The sequence below is a fragment of the Bacillus cereus group sp. MYBK101-2 genome (assembly GCF_051918845.1).
GTDB lineage: Bacteria > Bacillota > Bacilli > Bacillales > Bacillaceae_G > Bacillus_A > Bacillus_A paranthracis.
Genome location: NZ_JBQAIE010000006.1, coordinates 13,276 through 35,573, shown reverse-complemented (window position 1 = coordinate 35,573; position 22,298 = coordinate 13,276). Strand labels below are relative to the sequence as shown.

Sequence of the window (22,298 nt, the reverse complement as noted above, 5' to 3'; positions counted from 1 at the left end):
AATAGTAACTACGGCGTTAATCGGTGACAACGCCCTTTTTTAAAATCATATTGGCATAGAGAGCACTTTCACTCGTTGCAACAATCGCATACGCCTTCTTTGCCCTCTCATAAAACACAAAGCGGTCAATCATCTCAAACCCATCAAAATGAGTATCATATTTTTTAATTGTCGCATCATACGTTTCCCAAATGGAGGGGGATACATGATCCCCCTTTACAACCTTCATTAACGAAACAGAATGATTACTATACGTATCGAGTGGAAAGAATTGCAAAATTGCCTGTAATACTTCAAGAACCCCATGACCTTCACATCGAATGAGCTTCGTCCCGCAAGAGGCAGCAGGGAAATTGCCATCCGCTAAAACAATCTCATCCCCATGCCCCATTTCTAAAAGAACTTTCATTAAATCTGGACTAATTATTTTCGGTATTCCTTTTAGCATTTTTATCTCCCTTCCGATTTTTAACTTAACGAAAATACGTTTCAACTACTTACACTTTGTGCATCTATTAATAACTTTGGTGTAAATATTTCATGAAAGGGACCTTCTTCATTATTTAAACGTTTCAATAATATATCACCTACCCTTTCTCCCATTTCATATGGTTTGTGAGCGACTGATATAATACCAGGTGCTCGTAATAATTGTGCTGCCTCCACATCACCAAAAGAAGCGATCACAATGTCCTCTGGTACAGAGTAACCCCTCCTCGTTAATTCAAGAAGAACACCAAATGCCATTTCATTGTTCAAAGATAGAATAGCTGACGGTTTCTCAGTAAAATTCAGAAAATAATCAACCGCTTTCATACCACCTTCTCTTGTGAAAGTGCTATTAAACGTATAGTTTTCATCTTCTTGAATCCCAAACTCTTCTAAAGCTTTCTGAAATCCTTCATAGCGCTCTTTACCTGTACTAACGTTCAACAATCCATTCACAAGACCAATCGATTTATGACCCTGTTTTAAAAGATAGCTCGTTAATGTATAAGCACTTTCAAAATTACTTTCTATAACCGAATCTAATTTCGAATCCCCAATCTCAACAGTCCGGTCAACTAAAACAATCGGTACACCGGCCTGATGAATACTCCTTACTCTTTCTTCACAACCGCCAGCAGTCGCCAACACAATCGCATCTACCCGTTGTTCCACTAGTAGCTGCAACAATTTATCCTCTTTTTTAGGATTTTCATGACTACTACAAAAAATAAGGTTATAGCCCTTTTGCTGCACAATATCTTCAATCGCCTTTGAAATTGTCATGTAATAATGGTTTGTAATATCTGGAATCACAACACCAATCGTGTATGTTTTATCTTGCTTTAAACTTCTAGCAATCGCATTTGGTTGATAATTCAATTTTTTCACAGCTAAATGAACACGATCTTTAATGTCGTCACTTACAAATCCACTTTCGTTTAACACACGAGATACTGTAGCTGTAGACACATTCGCTTCCATTGCAACATCTTTAATTGTAGACTTAGCCATTTCATCACTCTTTCTAAATTTTCAAGAAATCGTTTACTTCAGTTTTGTTTAAACCCTTATTTCATCCATGTAAACGATTACTTAGTAGTTTACATGGATAATAATAATTTAATTTTATGAATATTTCAACACTTTTTAAAAACATTTTTTTATAAAAAATACGACTATACATCAGATAACCTGTAAAGCGTGAAAAAGATCATTTTTTTATGATGAAATGTGCGTTTTTCACACTTATATTCTATGAAAGGAATGCCGCAACATCGTTCTATTACGAAGATTCGTAGTACATAAAAAGAAAGAGCCTACTCGTGTGAGTTGGCTCTTTCTCTATTTACTAATACAGATAGATTTTCTCCTCTTATTTTATAAACTCTCAAATGTTCCTCTACTTTTCTCTCGTCACCTAATAGACTCATCGTCTTTTTAACAAAGTTCCAATTTAAACTACCGGATAACCATAGCAACGAAGAAAGTCTTTCATACTCATTTGAAGTTAAAATGTTATTAGCTCCATACCCTTTTAAAAATGCTTTAGTAACTTTCGGACATACTACATGTGACTGTATTCCTTCTGTCCGGGAATACCACTTTATTAAAAAGGCTAAACCTTCCATACGATCAACATATGCAATGGATTCAAAATCTATAATTCCTTTTACAGATTGATTTGAATCCCAAATGACATTTAAAGGATTTAAATCGGTTTGTACAATAAACTCTAAATCGCTCGTATGTGCGCATTCTATATGATACTTAGCGAGCTCTATATACCCCCGCAATTCCTTGCATGTACCACCTTTATTGTCTAATAGCTTTATAAATTCACCATATCCATCTAAATGAGATCTCTTTTGAAAAGTCGAACTTTGAAATGTACTAGAAATATCATGTATCTTTCTTGCTTCCTTTCCAAAGACCTCTGCCATCGTTTCTGTACAATGAGTAATATGTTCCCCTTCCATCCAAGTAGACAATACAAATCGGTACTGTTCCTCATTGCAAGTGACTAATGTAAATGAATCCCCCGCCCTATTCTCCTTAATCTGCATAAATGGAATTCCATGCTCTCGTAAATAATACGTAAACCGTACTTGCTCTTTCAATTGTTCATTTGATAACGTCCCAAAGGCCGGATTGATTGTTCGATCGCTATTTATAAATCGTGCGGAATATCGATCTCCATTTACGATGATTTTATAATGCAAATCTGTATGCCAACTATTCTTATGTAGTTCTTCTTCCACTAGTAATGTATGAATTTCTTTAAAGTAGTTTATTAATATGTTTTTTATTATTTGTTTCATACTATTTTCCTTTCTTGTGAAAACCCTCGATGATAGTTTTTTAACATACACTTCATTTACTCAAAAGGAAAATAATAACCTACATAATTAAAAACATTTGTAAAACCTACATTTTCTACAACGGCCACAGAAGGCTTATTTATTTCCATGCAGTCCCAATATGGAATAATATTATTCTCCAAACATTCTTTTACGAAACTATGAGCTATCGTTTGAGCTAATTTTCTCCCTTGGTGATCTTCTATCGTTTCAATATCTATGCAATGTATATTGTCAAAGACGAACCCCGAAAAACAAACACTTACAATCATGTTTTCAAAAACTATGCAATAGCCTATTCCCTCGTTAAAAAATTCATCAGGTGAGGACCAAAACTCTAAAATTTTTGATTGTAAAAACTCAATATTCTTCAATACATTCCCTTGATTTTCATAGAGAGCTTTACTCATTTTTAGCACTGTATACCCTTGTTCAATTTTAGGTTCATGATTCCCCTCATAATCCTCTTCCTTTAGCGTATACACTCTTTGATTCCAACTCTTTAATTTACGATATTGAAATATTTTTTCGATTGTTTTATTCCACTTTGAATGATTACCAATTGCTTCAAAGCAATTTAATCCAGCCTTTCTCGCCTCAGGTTCTATCACATTATCAATAAAACGATTCATTTCATTATTAAACTTTTCATTTACTGCACTTCCTATAAAAAAGAAGCCATCGTTATTCCCTAACCAAATAAGTCCTGAATTAGGAGAATAGATGCTATCTACAAATATACGACCAGGATTCACTCCTGCAATTACAGCCTTTACTTCTAATTGCCCTTTTTCATTTAGTAAACTGTTACATTTATAATAATCATCCTTTTTCAATTCAAAAATCATACGTTACGCCCCTCCCTGAAACTGCTCTATTCTAACTTTACCATCATGACAGAATATTCTCTATTCATTTTAATAGTTGCTTTAAATCAATAAAAAAGAGCCAATCTCCTATACGATAGAAGATTGACTCTTTATTTTACTCTCCTGTTTCAGAAAATCGCTTTATACGTTCTCCTATTTCATCACGAACACGTTGAAACTCAGACCATTCTTTTCCTGCTGGATCATCAAATCCCCAGTGAACACGCTTCACATGCGGAGGTGTCGAAGGACAAACAGAATCCGCATGACTACAAAGCGTAACGACTAAATCAGCACGATTTAAAATATTTGCATCAATTATATCTGATGTTTGATTTGTTATGTCGATATTTACTTCGTTCATTGCTTTAATTGCGTTTGGATTCACTCCATGTGCTTCGATTCCCGCAGAATACACATTCCACTTCTCCCCTAAATATTGTTTCCCCCATGCTTCTGCCATTTGGCTTCTGCATGAATTTCCTGTACATAAGAAATAGATTGTCTTTTTATTTTCCATGTTGTTTTCCGCCTTTGTTTTTAAATTATAATGGTTGGTCATTAAAATATTTACGCTTAAACCAAAAAGCGACGTTTACAAGTGCAATCATGACAGGGACTTCAACTAAAGGACCAATCACAGCAGCAAATGCTGCGCCTGAATGAATACCAAACACACCAACTGCTACAGCAATCGCTAATTCAAAGTTATTACTACCTGCTGTAAATGCTAACGTTGTTGTTACCGGATAGTTTGCACCAATTTTTCTTCCCATAAAGAAAGAAACAAAAAACATTACAATAAAATAGATTAATAACGGAATCGCTATTCTTACTACATCTAATGGCACGCTAACAATCATCTCTCCTTTTAAAGAGAACATAACGATAATTGTAAATAGCAATGCAAGTAGTGTAAGTGGACTAATCTTCGGTATAAACACCTTTTCATACCACTGTCTTCCTTTTAACTTAACGAGTACAAAGCGTGTCAACATACCTGCTATAAAAGGAATTCCTAAATAGATACATACTGATTTCGCTACTTCTATCATTGTAATATCAACAATAGCCCCTTCAATCCCTAACCATTCTGGAATGACTGTTACAAATACGTATGCATAAACCGAGAAAAAGAGCATTTGGAATACCGAATTAAAAGCGACTAAACCTGCCGCATATTCTTTATCACCATCAGCTAGATCGTTCCAAACAATTACCATTGCAATGCAACGTGCTAATCCAATCATAATGAGACCGACCATATATTCTGGTTTATCAGGAAGAAAAATAATTGCTAACACAAACATAAGTACCGGACCAATAATCCAGTTTTGTACTAAAGATAGAACTAACACTTTTACATCTTTAAATACTCGGCCCATTTCCTCATAGCGAACTTTTGCTAATGGTGGATACATCATGACAATTAAACCAACAGCAAGTGGAATAGACGTCGTTCCAACTTGTAATGTATTCAGTCCGTCTACTACACTAGGGAATACAAACCCTAAACCAATCCCAACAGCCATCGCTAGAAAAATCCATAGTGTTAAATATCGGTCTAGAAAAGATAAGCGTTTCATTTTATTTTCCATCTCCTATTAACAACAAGAATTTTTAGCTACCTCATTTGCAGTCGTGCAACATGATGACTCTTCAATTTTGTGAACATCACTATGTGCTTTCGTATAAAAGAATTCCCACTCATTTCCATCAGGATCCGTTATCCAAAACTTATCTTGAACTGCATAGCAACAAGTCGTATCCATTTCATCACGCGCAAAGAAACCTTCTTTTTCTAATCTTTCTTTATGTAATGTAATTTCTTCAGCTGTATCCACTTGGAAACCGAAATGATTTACCTGATTTCCCTTCACCTCATCTCGTACGTTCAGCGTAAAATTAAGTCCTGGCGTCTCTAATAAAAATTTTGCATAATCCGTTTTCACTTTAACTGGTGATACACCAAATACTTTTTCATAAAATTCAATAGACTTCTCTAAATTCGTAACGTTTATACCGACGTGAACATATCTCATACCTTATTCCTCCTCTTTACATATCATTAATCAATTTTTTTTGATTAATAACTCAAAATTTTAACAGCAACTACCTTTCCCTGTTTTTCTAAAGATACAGCACAATTCTTCTGATAATAAATTATTCACTTCCGCATCATTTAAATCATAATAACTCCACGTACCTTTTTTTTCTTTTACAATCAAACCTGCATCTAATAAAATCTTTAAATGATAGGACAACTTAGATTGTGTCATTTCAAAAACCTCTGTTAAATCACATACACACGTTTGGCCTCGCTGACAAAGTTCATACATGATTTCTAAACGCTTTTGATCCGCTAATGCTTTGAATTTTTTCTCATAGAGCTGGAAATTTTGCGCCACTGTAGTTCACTCTCCCTTCATCAATTTTTTTTGATATTTATAGTATATACGTTGATTCAGTCTTTATGCAACTTATTAATCAAGTTTTTTTGATTAATATAACATTCCCTTCTTTCCCATAACAAAATTTAAAAGTTATCGAATAGTAAATGGAGATGAACTGCTTTCTATTAAACGCTTCATCCTTCTATTATCTCAGTCCCCTCTTTTCCTATCTTGTAGATAATATACTTGTAGTTCCTTAACAAGCAAATCATTGTATCTGAATGTATTTACATAATAGAAAAAATAGTACGTTATCCTTACTATGGTTCTCGTAAATAGGATAACGTACTATTTTTATACGAAATAAGAAGTATCAACTCTAACCGAAGACTCTTTGAAACACCTTCTCATTTCTCTATTGCTTTAACATAAAACACTGTTATGGAACTACATTTAGATTTTCAAACGACCATATTACTACTTCTTCATCTGGTGAAGTAGTATTTATCATCAATCTTAATATCATACAGTCCAATTGTAAGGCTTTCCTCTCAAACATTATCCTTCCCTCATATCTGTAAGGAGGTCATTTTTCCATGCAATTGTATGCACATAAGAATCTTTAACTCTAAACATACCGAGTGTGTAAAAAATATTGTATTTATCTTTGCTTATGAACTCTATGTCCAATTTATTAAAGTGACTACCGATATGAAAAGCAAGAAAGTACTCATGCCAATCTGAATAGGAGTTTTGAGCCAGTTTTGCCGCTTGTATCATATAATGTTCCGCTTCTTTTTTAGATAAATAACCTAATCTTTTACCAATTCGACTTAAACAAATACACCATGCATAATCAAATGCAGCAATCCCAGCATCAGGTAACATGTGCAATGAGTAATTCACAACGTACATTTTTTCATCGTTTGATTGTCTTGGAAGTAATAGCTTTCGCTGTGCTTCTGAAAGAGGGGTTAATTGATTGTACATTGTTTGAAATTCTTGGCGTGATCCTTCTGTTAATAACCACTCAATCATTTCTTTCAGTTGTGCTGGTTCGTTACAATCAAATCTTTGTAATTGTTTCTTCAAAAACTTTTTCCCAAGTATACGGTCTCTTATAAATGTAAATTCATATTTTGTAAAATAATGAATAAGAAAATAAGTACCCATACATATAGTAGACATGCTTCGTAAATATTGTTTTACCTGTTTTTTCTTTCTTGAAACGAACACCTAAGCTCCTCCTTACATTTTGATTTTCAGTCTATAAAACTTCCACGCTTCCCAAACAACTGGAAGAAGAAGGATATATTTGAAAGGTAATCGCGTAATAATAGCAAGAATAAAAAATAAAATATACACCCAAGTACGTCTTAAAAACATGCCACTATACATCAATATCCAACCAAATACATAAGCCATTGTAACCCCTGGTTTATTTGGTTTCTTTCCGCTTTGTGCCAAAAACGAATTGAAATATGATAGAAACTCAACATGGTTCCTATCTATTTGAAAAGCATCCTGCACTATTTTTTCAGCTTTCTCTATTTCTCCCGCTTTTTCTAAGCATTTTGTCATCATGAACATCGCATCCATATGCTCTGGGTAGACAGAAAGAAGATGTTCACAATCTTTGATAGCATCGTGAAATTGCCCAAGATTATGCTGAATACGGGCACGATATAATAATGCATCTGGGTCGTCTTTATCAATTAACAGAATATTGCTAAATGCTTGTAATGCCTTCTCCTTATTGTCTATACGTAAATAATAAATACCTTGCATACGTAATAATTCAGGGTCCCTTTGATACATTGCAAACGCACGATCCAGTTCTTCTTTTACATCTTCTAATTCATTCGCTATCAGTTTCCTTTGTATTTCTTCTCGTATATAGAAATACAACTCAAAATCTAAATCAGCAGTTTTTTCAAAAATATCATAACGCATTTCTTTTTCGCCGCTAATTCTTTCTAATAAAAATTGAATTGTATTTTCTCCATATTCATTTACTAAATCATTTCTTTGCTCGCTGAATCGAAATACTTGATCGATTAATTCCCAAATCGAATGTGGGAAGTGATAATGATATAAGAAAAATTCAATTAATTGATCTTGTAGTGCTGCTGCATATTGAACATCCCATATCACATCTGAACGCAATATTTCCTCCCAATTCCCCTGCTCTATCCGTGCAAAGAAATTATCATAAAGCGTCTCAACACTTTCCATGAATGTATAGACTGGATGCTCAGTAATTGTAGTAGTAGCAATTTCCGCATCACTGTCAGTCCATGGAGAAAATACATGTTCCCTATCAGGGGCATTCATATCATCTATTTGAATCGACGGATTATCTTTCATATTTTTCGCACTTTTCACTGCCTCGTCAAACGCTTCTCTTAATTTTTGATATCCTTCTGGATCATCTTCTGGATGATGTATTTTCAGGAGTTTTGCATAAGCTTTTTTAATGACTGAAATATTGTCAGTAGGTTCAATCTCCAATGTATTCCAAATACTCATTAGCGATTTGCCCACCTTTCCATACTTTCAATATGTTCTTTTAATATACTGGAAGCTTCTTTAATCTTTTTATCATTTTGCGTTGTAAGCACGCTCTCAAATTGTTGCAGTAATATAGAAATCTTTTTGCGTTCATCACCAAGTAACTCTTCATAAAGCCTTTCGCACTTTGCAAGAAGAAGTCGATTTTCTTCTCTATCTCTCGGATGAATTTTAATATGTCTTAACTCTAAAAGTCTCTTTTCTATTTCTGCATCTGTAAGATTTCCAGCGTTTTGCTGGATGATCGTTCTTTTCTTTTCTCCAGTTGATGTACTTATTACCTCAACTTCAAGAATGCCATTAATGTCGTATGTATAACGAATATCAACCGACTCATTTCCAGCAGGAGCAGGAGGAATCTTAATTTTGAGCTCGCCCAGTTTTAAATTATTTACTACCTTACGGTTTTCCCCTTGATATACATCAATAGTTATAAATTGTTGTTTATCCTTTACTGTATAGAGTCGCTCCACCTTACTTACAGGAATTGGTGTATTTCTCTCTATAATAGGGAAGAAGTACCCAGACTCTGACTTACCATCTCCAAATTCTTGAACAACACTTGTTCCTAAAGAATATGGACAGACATCGGTTAAAATCACTTCTTCTAAAGCCTTATTTCGTTCTTTTAAGGCAACTTGAATTGCAGCACCTAAAGCAACTGTTTCATCTGGATTTATATTTGCATAAGGCATACGCCCAAACATTTTAGAAATAACAGATTTCACAAGAGGCATTCGAGTCGCTCCACCAATTAAAATGACAGCGTCTAAATCATTCGGGTTTAACGAAGCATCACGAAGAGCACGTTCAATCGGATAACGAAGACGTAACAGTAGCGGCGTTACAATCTTTTCGAATTCACCCCTATTTATACTTGTTTCATATGTTTGATTATGAATCACAACATTCATAGTTGCAGCTGACTCATTACACAAAGCAAGCTTACAGCGTTCTGCTTGTGTATAAATTAATGATAATGTTTTTGAATCAAGTGACTCTGGATCCAGTTGATGGGATTCTAAGAAGAAGGTCATTAAACTTTTCGTGAAATCTTCACCACCAAGATAATTATCACCCGCAATAGATTTTACATCCATTATCCCTTCAAACAATTCCAAAATGGAAACATCAAAAGTTCCTCCACCTAAATCAAATACGAGAAATTTTGTTTCTGATTGTTCTTGGTATAAGCCATAAGCAATTGCCGCAGCTGTCGGTTCACTAATGAGGCGTTCTACTGTTAATCCTGCTATTTCCGCTGCACGTTTCGTTGACTTTCTCTGCGTATCATTGAAATAGGCAGGGACACTAATTACAGCACCGGTAACCTCTTCATTTAAATACACTTCTGCGTCTTGTTTTAAAGATTTAATAACAAAAGATGATAATTCTTCAGATGAAAAAGTATATGTACCCAGCTCATATTTTTTCTCTGTTCCTATAAAACGTTTAAAAGTTGCTGCTGTTAGTTGTGGATGAGTAATTAGTCGCTCTTTCGCAATACGCCCAACTAAAACTTCCCCCGTTTCATCAACGCTAACTACCGATGGTGTGAGAAATTCACCTAAAACATTTGGAATAAGTGTTGCACCATCTTCCGACCATGTTGCTACTAAACTATTAGTTGTCCCTAAATCAATTCCAATTATCGCCATACTAATCCCCTCTCTTTTTACTATATTTTACTATACCATTATAAATAGGAAAAGTATGTAAGAAACTAATAATATCAAACCTTCAGAATATAGAAACTCTATTTCAATCTAGTTAAATGAAATACTTCGTTAAGTTATAATAAGTATGCTCCAACCTTATCCCATTCTTTTTTGAAGAGAATTTTTCGTTCTCATATTGGCTGCCCGCTAATAGTGAAAATCTCTCCTTCGTAAGGGCACTAAAAAAGATCATTGAAAAGTCAATGTTCTTTTTTAGTATGCTTCTGTTTATTAACTACACTATTCTTCAAATAAAGCGAAACTTTAATCAGTAGGAGGTTCTTCATCCCCCACTGATTATCAGCCTCACCAATCGGGCTTTTATGGGAAGAACAATTCTTGTTATGTTAAATGGCTTACGATTATAAAAAATTATTAAATTGATTAAAAATACTAGTTTTACTGGAAAACACATAGCTATTGTTAAGAGAAAAAGGAGTGGATCATCCACTCCCTTCAATCACCTACCCCTGATTCCTTTGCGCCTCTCTAAACTCCTCCTTCACCTTCTCTAACAGCCCTTCTTCCGTAATTAATCGATACGCCGTATTTGCTAGTGCTTTTGCTGATGTAATTAGAGCTTTGTCTCCTAATTCTGAACGTGCTGCTTCTCTAAATTCATTCGTATGTGCAATTAAATCATCTGGGCCGATTTTAATGTACGGATGAATGGTCGGTACGACTTGGCTTACATTTCCTGCATCTGTTGAGCCGATGCCAAATCTTTCTTTCCGATTTACGTCTTCACCTTGTAATTCTAGTTCTTCGGCTACGACTTCATTAAATGTTTTTGTTACGAGTAGTTCATCGATTTCATTTTGGAATTGATGGATTTTCACTTTTGCGCCTGTTGCTAACGCTGCTCCCTGAGCAATATTTTTTACTTTTTCTGTTACTTCTGCACATCTTTTTCGCGTCGCTGCACGGATGAAGAATCTTGCTGCGGCGTAGTCAGGAATAATGTTAGGTGCTTTTCCGCCTTCTGTAATAACACCATGAATCTTCACATCTGACGGAAGTTGTTGGCGAAGTGCGTTAATACTGTTGTACAGCTGAATCACCGCATCTAATGCGTTAATTCCTTCTTCAGGTGAAGCTGCAGCATGAGCTGTTTTTCCGTAAAAATGAAAATCAAGTGGATCGACTGCTAGTGAAGGACTCGTTGTTGCTGTTTTTCCGCTCGGATGAATCATAAGCGCCGCATCAATGTTTTTAAATAAACCCGCCTTTACATAACTCGATTTTGCGCTACCGTTCGGTCCTCCTTCTTCAGCTGGTGTTCCGAATACGACAACTTCCCCGCCAATTTCTTCAAGCGTTTCTGATAATGCAATTGCTGCTGCAACACTAATTGTGCCGATTAAATTGTGACCACACGCATGGCCAAGTCCTGGTAAAGCGTCGTACTCCGCTAAAAATGCGATTGCTGGTCCTTGTTTTCCTGAACTTTTTCGCGCGATAAATCCTGTTTCGTGTCCAGCTATATTGTGCTGCAACTGAAATCCTGCACTACCTAGTAATAAACTTAACGTTCTAGATGCATAAAACTCTTGGTTACCAATCTCCGGATTCGCATGAATATCATGACTTGTTTCTATGTACTTTTCCTTATTTCTTTCGATACTCTCTTCAATTATTTTTCTTTGTGACGCTACTCCTGTCGCTCCCATTTTTCTTCCTCCTTTTATTTTCACGTAAAAAAGCCTCTTTCTAAAAGATAGAAAGAGGCTTTTGTATATACAGTCAAAATGAGCTTCTTTCTTATCTTTCAAGTTACCTTGCTGGAATTGGCACAGTATTCATAACGAATCCGCTGCCGAGGTTTCGTAGGGCCAGTCCCTCCACCTCTCATGATAAGAATTTTCATAAAATTATATTAAATTATTTTCATTCTAAGTTCATTTCAAATAAAAGTCAAGGAATTCCTATCCGAATTTACCGAATATCTAAAAATCCTTTTAATACACCAATTGTCTCAGGTGCTTGCAGTCTTGCACATACGTATGGAAATTCTGTACTGCCTTCAAACATCATTTGAGATGTGAGGGGCGCCCCTGCCCAAAAGATTTCATCATCGATTACGATAAACGGGAATGCTTTATTTTGTCTTTGTAACTTTACATTTTTCAATGGAACTGCTCCATCACTATACACCGTTATTTGCGCATTTGTACGCATTAACGCTTGCCATACTCGTTTATCCACTTGTTTTGTACTTGGAAGTGAAATCACGATTTTTCGTTTTGCGGCTAAAATATCTTTTAATAGCCCTTTCGGCTCTTCCAGATTCATTTCCATAAACCAACGTAATCGTTTCGATATTTTTCGCTCCCACAATTGTCTTGATGTCGTGCGATCATACACATCTCCGTGGCGTTCTATATGAGCCGTTAATTGTGACAACGCTTGTTTTCTCGAAAGGTTTTTACGCATATAATGACAATCTGATAATTGAATGAACTTCCCTCTCGCCCTTGTCACAGCAACGTTGACGAGACGATGGTTTTTATGGTCAAAGAATAAAACGCCAGGTCGTTCTTGTGGATAACTGTCAACCGTATCAAAGATCATCATATCTCTTTCAGATCCTTGGAATTTATGAACTGTCGCCGCTAAAACTGGTATGTTTTGATATTTCGTTCTCTGTAACATCTCTCTAATACACGTTGATAAAAAGCGAGACTGCGCTCTGTAAGGCGTCACAACACCAATTGATTGCACACCATCTAACAGTCCGATTAACATCATTTGCATTGCTACTAAACCAGACATAATGTTAAAACGAGATCCTGAAGCAGCATCTTTTAACGAAAAGGCCCCCATTTGGCTCGTATCAAATAAAACACTTGCTTCATTTGCGAACGGCTGCAATTGTGCAAGTTCTTTACGTTCTGAAACTGATGGATGATCATATACCCTATTTTTATAAATAAACGAATTCGTAAACTTCGATATATCCGCATGCATACGTCTTTGTTCCTGAAGCATAAATAGGTTCGGATGTGCTTCTGATTTATTGACCGACTCAACAATTCCGGCATGGTAAAACATATCTTCGCCGAGCCATTTTCGAACGAGTTCATGGTTGGCCATCGCAATTGGAGGTAACTGTAAAAAATCACCACATACGACGATACGTTTTCCAAGTGAAGCAGCTAATGCGATTTGCGGAACGAACGCCATACTCACTTCATCTACAACAACTAAATCAAATGTACGCTCATAAATAAGTGAATCAATGGCACATTTCGATAAAGTTGCGCCGATTACTTTCGCATTTTCAATGTATTCTTTTTCTACTTCTTTAATTTTCGCTTTTTGCTTTCGAAGATCACTTTCAATCTCTTGTATACGCTTCTTATCAGCAGACGTCGCTTTATATGATAAAATCTTTTCACGAAGCTCTTGGCGTGTCTCTTCTAAATAGAGTCTCTCTTCTCCCCAAGATCCATTCGTCGTTTCAACTAATTTCGATGCAAGTAACGTTTCATGATTTCGTATATGTTCATGTTGACTATAACCGTAACGAACAATTTCACCAGGCGTCCATTTCTTTTTCTTTTCAATTTGCTTCGTTACTTCGCTCATTAATACGTCTACTGCCGCATTACTATGAGCTAATACAAGTACGGATTTTCCTTTTTGATAATGCGCCGAAATAATACGTGATAAGTTGTAAGACTTCCCTGTTCCAGGCGGTCCCCATACGTACGTTGTCGGATTATAAAACGAGCGATACGCCAATTCATTTTTCGGATTTTTCATCTTTTCAATATGTTTCGGACTGCTCGTCCCATCAACAAGACGCTTTATACGATTACGTTTTAGCTTATCTTTACGTGCTTCTTTTAATCGCTCTTGTAGTTGCTCTAACAATTGCCACGGTTCACTGTATAAAACAGCTTCTCGTATTTCACCTTGTATATAATCATTTAATTTCAGTTCTATTTCTAATCCATGTACAGATAATACTTCCCCTGTCGCTTCCTCACCATCAAATTCAATTCGAATTGGTGAACCTTCCGGTAAGCTTACTTCTGAAATAAGCTGAAATACATATACTGTACTTTCATAATCTGTATATAAAAAACGACCGTTTATGATAGAAATTTTACTACCACCTATCGTTTTCCAATGTTTAATTTCATACGCTAATGCATAATGCCACTCTTTCATCGTTTCCGATAATGAAGGAGTTTGAGTAGGTGTATTCATCGTATAATCTCCTTCCTTCTCCCCAAACATACTTTCTCACTATACCATATAACACGCTAAAATTTGTAAGGTTTTTATCTTGCTTATTTTCTTAATTTTCAATAATATATTGTATATAATTTTCAGAAAGAAGGAATCTACATGCCAGTTAGAAGAATCGAACACGTCGGACTTATGGTTGCAAACTTAGAAACATCTATCGCATTTTATGAAGAAGTAGTTGGCTTACAGCTCATTAAGAGAATGGGACACCCGAATCCAGACTTAAAACTCGCTTTTTTAGGTGTGGAAGAATCAAAAGAGACGATACTCGAATTAATTGAGGGCTATAACTCTTCCCTTCCGGCAGAAGGAAAAGTACATCACATTTGCTTTAAAGTGGATTCATTAGAGGATGAGATCGAAAGACTAAAGAAACAAAAAGTAACCTTTTTACTAGGAGAAGAAATTGAAACATTACCAGATGGAACACGTTACATATTCTTCGCTGGTCCTGACGGAGAATGGATTGAGTTTTTTGAGACGGAGAGATAAAGTAAAACTTTAATCAACCCACAAATAGCGGGGGATCATAACTTTATTATCCACAAAAGGAGTAGAAACTGATGAATACAGTTTTTATTATCGTTTTTTGGGCACTTATACTATTTCCACTTCTTTATATAATCCTCATAAAGAAGTGGAATATAAAAGTAGCTGCTTTATTTGTTGGAAGGATTCTATTAAGCATTGTCTATTTCATAAATGGAATGATGTTAGGACTGCAACGAAATTGGGTAGAACCTCCCCTATGAAACAGAATGGGATTTCTTTATAAAGTCTTTGCAACATGGGAAAACTGATGCACTTATAGAAGTATTTCTTCTAATTATTATCATTACTTTAGATTTAGCAGTTATATTTTTTTATAGAAATAAAAAGAAATAGGATATTCTCTCCTATTTCTTTTCTTCATGTTATAAAAATCTTTCCAATAGCTCTAACTTGCACAATGCTTTCCGTTAATATAATACGCTGATTCTGTGAAAACCGTAAATACAACCTCTACTTCTGGAAGTCCAAAATCCATTACATATGTAGTAATGGCCTTGGCAAATCGATCACGAATTTCCTGTCCACGCTCAAACCATTTCACTTCAATAAGAGGAAACGCTTCTATTTCTTCTCCATTGAATACAAACGTAGAACTTGGTAGTTCCAAGGTGAAATTATCCGTACCACACTCACAGATTTCTGCGAGCTCTTCTACTAATGGCTTGCTTATGCTCTTTAATTGTTCAGTAGTAATTCCACGAAACACAACATGCGGCATGTTATTCCCTCCGTTACATAGCTTTATATTTCCTCATATCATAACACAATTTATTTTGCTGCACTAACATCTATTCGTACATTTCAATGACTCCAGAAAACATCGAAGCAGTACGTCGAGTAATTGATGAAAGTAATAGTGGAATCTTACAACATAAAGAACAGTACCTCAAGATTTTGGTTCGTTGGTATGAAGGCGATTTCTCTCAATCCGTTGAGGAGCATAATTTATTATGGGAATTGGATAATAACAGCACTGGTCAAGCATACGAATTAGCGACATCGGAACAAGAAGAAGCATACATTCTAGAACAAGGGAAGTCTGAAAAACAATAATGAGGTATTGTCACATCGGTATTAAACTATCAAATAGAAATGCTCCTATAATTAAAAAAACGCTATTCTTTCTGTAGCATCAATTCAAAAAAAGAAGGGCTTATCCCCTTCTTTTTTGAATTCTGTGTCCCTTATTATTTACTATAACCACGATTCAGTTTCGTTAGCTTTTCATTGATGGCAAAAATTCTTACTCTAATATCTTTAACACCAAATGTTTGAAGTCTGTTTTTGTGCATTTCTGCGTATTTTTCAGCATCTTGTTTTTCTTCAAATACATAGATACCTCCAGCCTCATTCGTTTCTTCATTCTCCGTCCATATTTTCCAATGAAATCCTTCTTCTTCATTAATACTTTTGGCTAAATCCAAAAATGCTTTTTCCATTTCTTCACCATAAGGACCTTCAAATGGAAAATCAACTTGTAATACATATGCCATCTTCACTCACTCCTATGTTCAATATTTTCAATTCGAATGCATACAGTTTAACGGCTGTTTTCATAATTCAATAAAATCTCCCAGATTGCGGTAGATATTTTTAAATATTATTTTGTTTTTTTGACTTGATTATAATAAAAGATGGCCTTCGCGATTCGTTTATTAAATCTGGCATTTTCTCTATCCCTGCCAAAGTTGATTGTGGTTCGATTATTTTATCCAGCGAAAACCCGTGTTCAATTAAAGTATTTATTAATGTGGCAACTGTTCGATGATAAATAACCACACTATCGTCAACAAACCAGTTGTGTACTCTGATTCCTTCTTCTTGATAATTATCTAATGCCCAGTGTGATTTATTACCATCCTCATTTTTTATCCAATGGTTGCTCCCTTTGCGAGCTGTTGCTATTGGGTGTTCGGTTGAAAAGATAAATTCACCACTGCTTTTTAATAGTTCATTAATCTTTTGAATCATTGCCGAGTAATCTTCAATGTAATGTATAGAGAGGGAACTTATAATCAGATCAAACTTTTGATTGGTTAGTCCCATATCCTCCATAGGAAGACACATAAATTCTATGTTATCATCCTGATTTAACTTTTTAGCACGTTCAATCATATTTTTGGATATGTCTACACCTACTACGTTTTTTGCACCATTTTCTATACAATACTTTGAAAAATGACCATCACCGCAACCCAAGTCTAATACCGATTTTCCTTTCAAACACAGAATTAATGATTTGATTGCTGGCTGTTCTATGAAGTCATTAGCGTTTATTCCACTTTCACGCAACGCTGTATAGTTTTTGAAGAAATTCGGATTATCGTAAACATTTTGTTTCACTTACATCACTCCTCTGATAAGTTTTTCATAGATTAAGCTGACTTCTGTTTCCAAATTATCATACTAACCATAAAAATTTTGTCATCCTTTTATTATAGTAATGTTTTTTAGGAAGATATCCCGAACTCAATACTTTCACAATCCTGCCCGTTTGCTGAATAAACTGCTGGAGATACTATACTGTATTAAGAAAATTAACTCTTATTTTAATTTTCAAGAATCTTACATAAAATTAAACTTATATAATGTTAGCTTGATGGGCATAGAGCACCGCCCACATTTTAATTATTTTATGGGCCAAGCAATTCTCAAAAAAGGATAGCATGATTTTAATTATGATTTTGATTTAAACAATGCGTTCTGAGACACTACTCGCCTTCTAAAATAGCGTAATAATATTCATCCCACCATTCATTTCCATGGGGTATACACTTCCTGAAATATCCTTCTCTTTTCATTCCAATTTTCTCCATCAATCGATATGACGGGATATTTTGTGGCTGACATGTAGCTATAATTCTATGTAATTTCATTTCCTTAAACCCATATTTTAATGTAGCTTGTGCTGCTTCAGAAGCATATCCTTTATTGAAATATTTTGGGTTGAATACCCACCCAATCTCATAAGTATGCTCACCAAAATATTTATGAAAAACAATATGACCAATCAGAATATTTTCGTCTACCAGTATCACAGGAAAGTTCTCTGCATTTTCACCCATATTTCTATTTACAAAGTTTCTTGCATCTTCCTCAGTAAAAACCCCTTCGGGTATGTATTTCATAACATTGCTATCTGATGTATACTCATGGACATCTCGCCAATCTTTGAACTCAAAATTTCGTATTAATAACCTTTCTGTTCTTATAAACATTTACTTTTCTCCTCTCAAAAAATCGTTTCTTTATTTCAAATCCACATTCAACCCTTAAACTATCTTACAGATTCATCACAGAAACTACATGAATAATAATTTGATAAATATATCATATAACAAATATTAGCATTCATACATTTCGAAAATTATGTTAATTAAGAGCAAAAGTAGCTTTTAATTAACTATTCTTAATTTCGTTTACTACTAACTTTATTTTAATTAAATAAAATGCTCGATCTGATTTTTTTGCAACTTCTTGTGAATGAGTAACAACAATTACGCATTTTATTGAGTTTAAATTAAAGTCTACTTCTCCCTGATGTTTCCCCTTTTTATTAAGTATTTCAAATCTAACATGTTGTGTATATAATGCATAAAGATTATTGGATTTTGAATCAACATATACGCCCCTTTTATTTAAAAATAAGAAAACCCCATATTCAGTAAAAAATACAGGGTTTTTATAAAGCAGTTTATTTTGTTTACAGTTATACTTAGTTGAAAGAAGTTCGTGAATGAAATATTACTTATCTAATTAAGAAGAATTTAGATTCCAGCCCAAACATCTTTTCCATATCGTCCTTCATCTTGCACACGTTCCAACCAATTCCTTGCTTCTTGTTCACTAACTTCATGAATTTCTTGATAGGCTTCACAAAGGGTATCTTCTACGTCAGGAGCCATTTTACTTCCATCACCACATATATAAAGATGGGCCCCATTATCTAATAACGCAATTAAATGGATTCTATCTTCTTTTATTACATGCTGTACATATGTTTTAGGGTGTCCTTCTAAGCGAGAAAAAGCTGTGTGTAAAGAGATTAATCCCTCTCTTTCATCATTTTCTAATTCTGTACGATAGAGATAATCCTTTTCAGGATGACGACAACCAAAGTATAGATGTGCTTCTCCTACCTTCATACCTTTTTGCTTTTGCACACGACGCGCTTGTAAGAATCCACGGAATGGTGCAATTCCAGTGCCTGGTCCAACCATGATAATTGGTGTTTCTGGATTTTCAGGTAATTGAAAGTTTGATTGTGGCGTTCGAATGAAACAGATAATCTCATCTTTATTATGACGCTGAGCTAAATAATTAGAAGCGACTCCTTCATATGTTCCTTCCCCACTCCATGCAGGCGCATTTACAACACCAACCGTAATGCTCAGACGATCCTGGGCAACAAGTGGAGAACTTGAGATAGAATAGTAACGCGGTTTGAGCGCCGGAAGAAGTTCTAAAAAGCGTTCAAATCGGATTTCACAAGCCTCATACTTTTCAAGAAGATCTAACATTGAAATACGTTTCTTTAATATTTGTTCTTGATAAACTCCCTCTTCCAATAATGATTCCAATTCCTTTTTATGAGGAGGGCATACTGTGAATGTCACCATTTCTCGTATTTGTGCTCGAGTGGCTGCTTCTTGCACTTCGACACTATAACTAAGAAGGTCAAATAAACGAACAGGACTGTCTAAAGGTATGTGATTTACACTCCGTCCACTTGCACTCAGTATGACTTGATCCTTCCCGTTTAATCCAAAGCGTTTTAAAATTCGGTTGACATTTTTCTCACTATTAATTGGCAGCACCCCAAGGTGGTCACCTTCTTTATACGTAGCGCCTTCCGGCAAGGATATCTCAATATGTCGCGTGCTTCTTTCACTGCTAGATGATTGAAGTTCACGATTTTCTAATATAGATGCATAAACTGCTTCATATGTTCGCGCAAGAGGAGATCCTCCAAGACGGCTGACAAATTGAAGACTCAAAGTACTGCGTTCTTTCTCCATGTTTTTGTTAAGTTCCAATCCAAATGCCTTCATCGCATCAGACCACATACTTTGTTTCCATTGCTCGAGCTGTTCCTCGAAATCACCACTTGCATCCGCTTCCCCGCGTGTAGAAAATCTTGTTGCTCCTTTTTGAGCCATTTGCTCATCAATGTATCTTGGAATTCGCTGATAAGTACTAGCCCAATTATGATCTCCACAACCAAAAACTGCGTATTGAACACCTTTTAGCTCATCTGGTTTTAATTCCTCCAACCATTGCACAAACTGTCCTGCATTACTTGGCGGCTTTCCATTATAAGAAGAAGTTACAATAAGAACCGCTCCTTCTTTCGGCAAACTTCCAATTCGATCGTTAAGAGCTGCCACTTCCGTTTGAACACCTTCTAAACTAGCTGTATCTGCTAGTTCTCTTGCAATACCTTCTGCTACCCCTGTATCCGAACCATACAGAACAAGAAGTGAAAGATTATCGGCTCCAATAATGGAAGGAGTCTTCTGAACTTGCTGCTTGGTTTCATGGTTTTTCAGTTTCTCCTCTGTAGGCGCAAGAACAGTAGTATGGCTAATAGTTTGATTTCGAGGTACAATCCTAATTTTAAAATCACCAGGCTTTAGCGTTAATGTTTGTTTTACGTCCAGCTTATAGTCTTCATAATCGATGAATTCAAAATGTTGAAGAAGCATTCCCATTACGAGTGTGGCTTCATGAAGTGCAAACTGCATACCGATACATGCTCTCTGGCCATTTCCAAATGGCTTATAAGCATGGTGAGGAACCTTATCCAGCTCTTCAAATCGTTCAGGTTGGAATTCTTCCACATTGTCTCCCCACGCATCTTTATCCCTATGTAGCTGTGGAATAAGGACAGAAATACGATCTTCTCCTTTTTTAATTGGATATTTCCCACCAATCACTGTATCTTCTTTTGCATAGAGACTGAATGCTGGAGCAGTCGGCCATAGACGTAGTGATTCATTTAAAATCATCCGTATATACTTAAGCTTCATAACTTGTTGGTATGTTGGAGTGGGATCTGTCAAAATACGGTCTACTTCTTCATAGGCTTTTTTCAATTTATCCGGATTCTTTAATAAAAAATAGATTGCAAAAGATAACAATCCACTTGTCGTCTCATGCCCAGCTATTAAGAAGGTAATAATTTGGAAACGAATATTTTCATCATCTAATTTTTCACCAGTTTCCGGATCCTGCACATGTAACATACGGGAAAGTAAATCATTTTCTTCCTGATTTCCACTACTTTTACGTTCAGCAATAATATTATCTACTAAAGAAAACATAGATTGAATATCATGCTGAAATTGACGTTTCGTTCTCCACATGAGTTTATCTTCTATATCCAGCCGCTGCAATTGGTGCATCGCCTCATCTAGAGCACGGGTCATGCTAGTGATAAAAGGATGAGAGGTCTCACGATAAAAGCTATTAAATCGATAATTAAAACCACATAGACCAATTGTATCTAATGTAAGGCGAGTCATATCCCCTGGGACATCTACGTTTTCATTCGGATTCAGTCTTGCCCATTTTTGAACGAGTTGCACGGCAATATCGACCATCATAGCATGATAATCTTTCATTGCCCGTTGACTGAATGTAGGCATCAAAATATTATGAGCTTTTTTCCAGTTAGGCTCGTGAGTCTCGCTTGTAAATAGTCCGTCTCCAGCAAAAGCACGAACCTTTGCTAAAGCACCCTCTATACTTTTATCAAATCTTGTTTCATCACAAACTTCCGCTACCAGTTCATGTCCAGAAACGACAATGATCGTATCACTTAAAGTTTGAATTTGAAAAATAGGACCATACTCTTCTGCCAGCTTAATAAACGATAGAGTCGGTTTATCTTTATCAATTAATGGGAGATTCCCTAGCGGTCCATATGTTTTCGGCTGAGGAATAGCAGATACTTTTTTATCCATTACAAACACCCTTTCAAAAAATGCCAAAATATCCCATTCAATAAAAAGAAGATAGCAATGAATCACATGGGACAAAAGATATGTAATTGATTACCTTATTTTATCTTTTCCATAACTATTCACGATT

The 22,298-nt window shown here is 35.5% G+C and carries 19 protein-coding genes, 3 pseudogenes and 1 riboswitch; of the genes and pseudogenes, 3 read left to right on the top strand and 19 right to left on the bottom strand.

Features of this window, described 5'->3' with window-relative positions:
- Nucleotides 1–16 precede the first annotated feature (16 nt).
- From ACTFSI_RS14040 to ACTFSI_RS13980, 13 genes are all read right to left on the bottom strand, one after another.
- Complete coding sequence (locus tag ACTFSI_RS14040; protein ID WP_138321640.1) at nt 17–448, bottom strand: RbsD/FucU family protein; 432 nt, start codon at nt 446–448, stop codon at nt 17–19.
- 41 nt (nt 449–489) lie between these two features.
- Nucleotides 490–1,500, bottom strand: coding sequence for a LacI family DNA-binding transcriptional regulator (locus tag ACTFSI_RS14035; protein ID WP_138321639.1), 1,011 nt, complete (start codon nt 1,498–1,500; stop codon nt 490–492).
- A gap of 305 nt (nt 1,501–1,805) precedes the next feature.
- Entirely contained in the window at nt 1,806–2,807 is a 1,002-nt protein-coding gene (locus tag ACTFSI_RS14030) for a phosphotransferase enzyme family protein (protein WP_000809422.1), read from the bottom strand.
- 56 nt (nt 2,808–2,863) lie between these two features.
- Entirely contained in the window at nt 2,864–3,694 is an 831-nt protein-coding gene (locus ACTFSI_RS14025) for a GNAT family N-acetyltransferase (protein WP_000575727.1), read from the bottom strand.
- A gap of 136 nt (nt 3,695–3,830) precedes the next feature.
- The gene (arsC, locus tag ACTFSI_RS14020) at nt 3,831–4,235 is read right to left on the bottom strand and encodes an arsenate reductase (thioredoxin) (protein WP_138321638.1); all 405 of its coding nucleotides are present in this window, start codon (nt 4,233–4,235) and stop codon (nt 3,831–3,833) included.
- A 25-nt stretch (nt 4,236–4,260) separates the two neighbouring features.
- The gene (gene arsB, locus ACTFSI_RS14015) at nt 4,261–5,301 is read right to left on the bottom strand and encodes an ACR3 family arsenite efflux transporter (RefSeq protein WP_044793085.1); all 1,041 of its coding nucleotides are present in this window, start codon (nt 5,299–5,301) and stop codon (nt 4,261–4,263) included.
- A gap of 18 nt (nt 5,302–5,319) precedes the next feature.
- Nucleotides 5,320–5,757 (bottom strand): ArsI/CadI family heavy metal resistance metalloenzyme, encoded by a 438-nt coding sequence (locus ACTFSI_RS14010; protein WP_001271010.1) that lies wholly within the window; start codon nt 5,755–5,757, stop codon nt 5,320–5,322.
- A 60-nt stretch (nt 5,758–5,817) separates the two neighbouring features.
- Nucleotides 5,818–6,123, bottom strand: a complete 306-nt coding sequence (gene arsR / locus ACTFSI_RS14005; protein ID WP_138321637.1) for an arsenical resistance operon transcriptional regulator ArsR — start codon at nt 6,121–6,123, stop codon at nt 5,818–5,820.
- Between the two features lie 543 nt (nt 6,124–6,666).
- On the bottom strand, nt 6,667–7,344 hold the full coding sequence (locus ACTFSI_RS14000; protein ID WP_000498142.1) for a DUF1266 domain-containing protein: 678 nt from the start codon (nt 7,342–7,344) through the stop codon (nt 6,667–6,669).
- A 12-nt stretch (nt 7,345–7,356) separates the two neighbouring features.
- Nucleotides 7,357–8,637: a J domain-containing protein gene (locus ACTFSI_RS13995; RefSeq protein ID WP_138321636.1), complete on the bottom strand. Its 1,281-nt coding sequence runs from the start codon at nt 8,635–8,637 to the stop codon at nt 7,357–7,359.
- Complete coding sequence (gene hscC, locus ACTFSI_RS13990) at nt 8,637–10,337, bottom strand: molecular chaperone HscC (protein WP_000974594.1); 1,701 nt, start codon at nt 10,335–10,337, stop codon at nt 8,637–8,639. The genes ACTFSI_RS13995 and hscC overlap by 1 nt, the downstream gene beginning before the upstream one ends.
- A 524-nt stretch (nt 10,338–10,861) precedes the next feature.
- On the bottom strand, nt 10,862–12,067 hold the full coding sequence (locus ACTFSI_RS13985) for a M20 family metallopeptidase (RefSeq protein ID WP_044793093.1): 1,206 nt from the start codon (nt 12,065–12,067) through the stop codon (nt 10,862–10,864).
- 88 nt (nt 12,068–12,155) lie between these two features.
- Nucleotides 12,156–12,257: riboswitch (SAM riboswitch) on the bottom strand.
- Nucleotides 12,258–12,332: 75 nt separating this feature from the next.
- Complete coding sequence (locus ACTFSI_RS13980) at nt 12,333–14,642, bottom strand: AAA domain-containing protein (protein WP_138321635.1); 2,310 nt, start codon at nt 14,640–14,642, stop codon at nt 12,333–12,335.
- 111 nt (nt 14,643–14,753) lie between these two features.
- Between ACTFSI_RS13980 and ACTFSI_RS13975 the strand changes: the two genes are divergently transcribed.
- Nucleotides 14,754–15,146 (top strand): VOC family protein, encoded by a 393-nt coding sequence (locus ACTFSI_RS13975; protein WP_001145274.1) that lies wholly within the window; start codon nt 14,754–14,756, stop codon nt 15,144–15,146.
- 71 nt (nt 15,147–15,217) lie between these two features.
- Nucleotides 15,218–15,539: pseudogene (locus tag ACTFSI_RS13970) on the top strand (hypothetical protein).
- A 52-nt stretch (nt 15,540–15,591) separates the two neighbouring features.
- Here the strand turns inward: ACTFSI_RS13970 and ACTFSI_RS13965 are convergent.
- Nucleotides 15,592–15,924: a DUF1904 family protein gene (locus ACTFSI_RS13965; RefSeq protein WP_001120973.1), complete on the bottom strand. Its 333-nt coding sequence runs from the start codon at nt 15,922–15,924 to the stop codon at nt 15,592–15,594.
- Between the two features lie 77 nt (nt 15,925–16,001).
- Between ACTFSI_RS13965 and ACTFSI_RS13960 the strand changes: the two are divergent.
- Nucleotides 16,002–16,259, top strand: a pseudogene (locus tag ACTFSI_RS13960) (DUF6241 domain-containing protein); the annotation flags it as partial.
- A 134-nt stretch (nt 16,260–16,393) separates the two neighbouring features.
- On the opposite strand, the gene ACTFSI_RS13955 reads toward ACTFSI_RS13960, so the two are convergent.
- The 5 genes and pseudogenes from ACTFSI_RS13955 to cypD form a co-directional block, all read right to left on the bottom strand.
- Nucleotides 16,394–16,699: a monooxygenase gene (locus tag ACTFSI_RS13955; protein ID WP_044793097.1), complete on the bottom strand. Its 306-nt coding sequence runs from the start codon at nt 16,697–16,699 to the stop codon at nt 16,394–16,396.
- Between the two features lie 100 nt (nt 16,700–16,799).
- Nucleotides 16,800–17,549 carry a class I SAM-dependent methyltransferase gene (locus tag ACTFSI_RS13950; protein WP_000812695.1) on the bottom strand — a complete coding sequence of 250 codons (750 nt, stop codon included), beginning with the start codon at nt 17,547–17,549 and terminating at the stop codon, nt 16,800–16,802.
- A gap of 368 nt (nt 17,550–17,917) precedes the next feature.
- Nucleotides 17,918–18,424: a GNAT family N-acetyltransferase gene (locus ACTFSI_RS13945; RefSeq protein WP_000470667.1), complete on the bottom strand. Its 507-nt coding sequence runs from the start codon at nt 18,422–18,424 to the stop codon at nt 17,918–17,920.
- A gap of 181 nt (nt 18,425–18,605) precedes the next feature.
- Nucleotides 18,606–18,713, bottom strand: a pseudogene (locus ACTFSI_RS13940) (ABC transporter ATP-binding protein); the annotation flags it as partial.
- Between the two features lie 260 nt (nt 18,714–18,973).
- Nucleotides 18,974–22,171 (bottom strand): bifunctional P-450/NADPH--P450 reductase, encoded by a 3,198-nt coding sequence (gene cypD, locus ACTFSI_RS13935; RefSeq protein WP_138321634.1) that lies wholly within the window; start codon nt 22,169–22,171, stop codon nt 18,974–18,976.
- Nucleotides 22,172–22,298 lie beyond the last annotated feature (127 nt).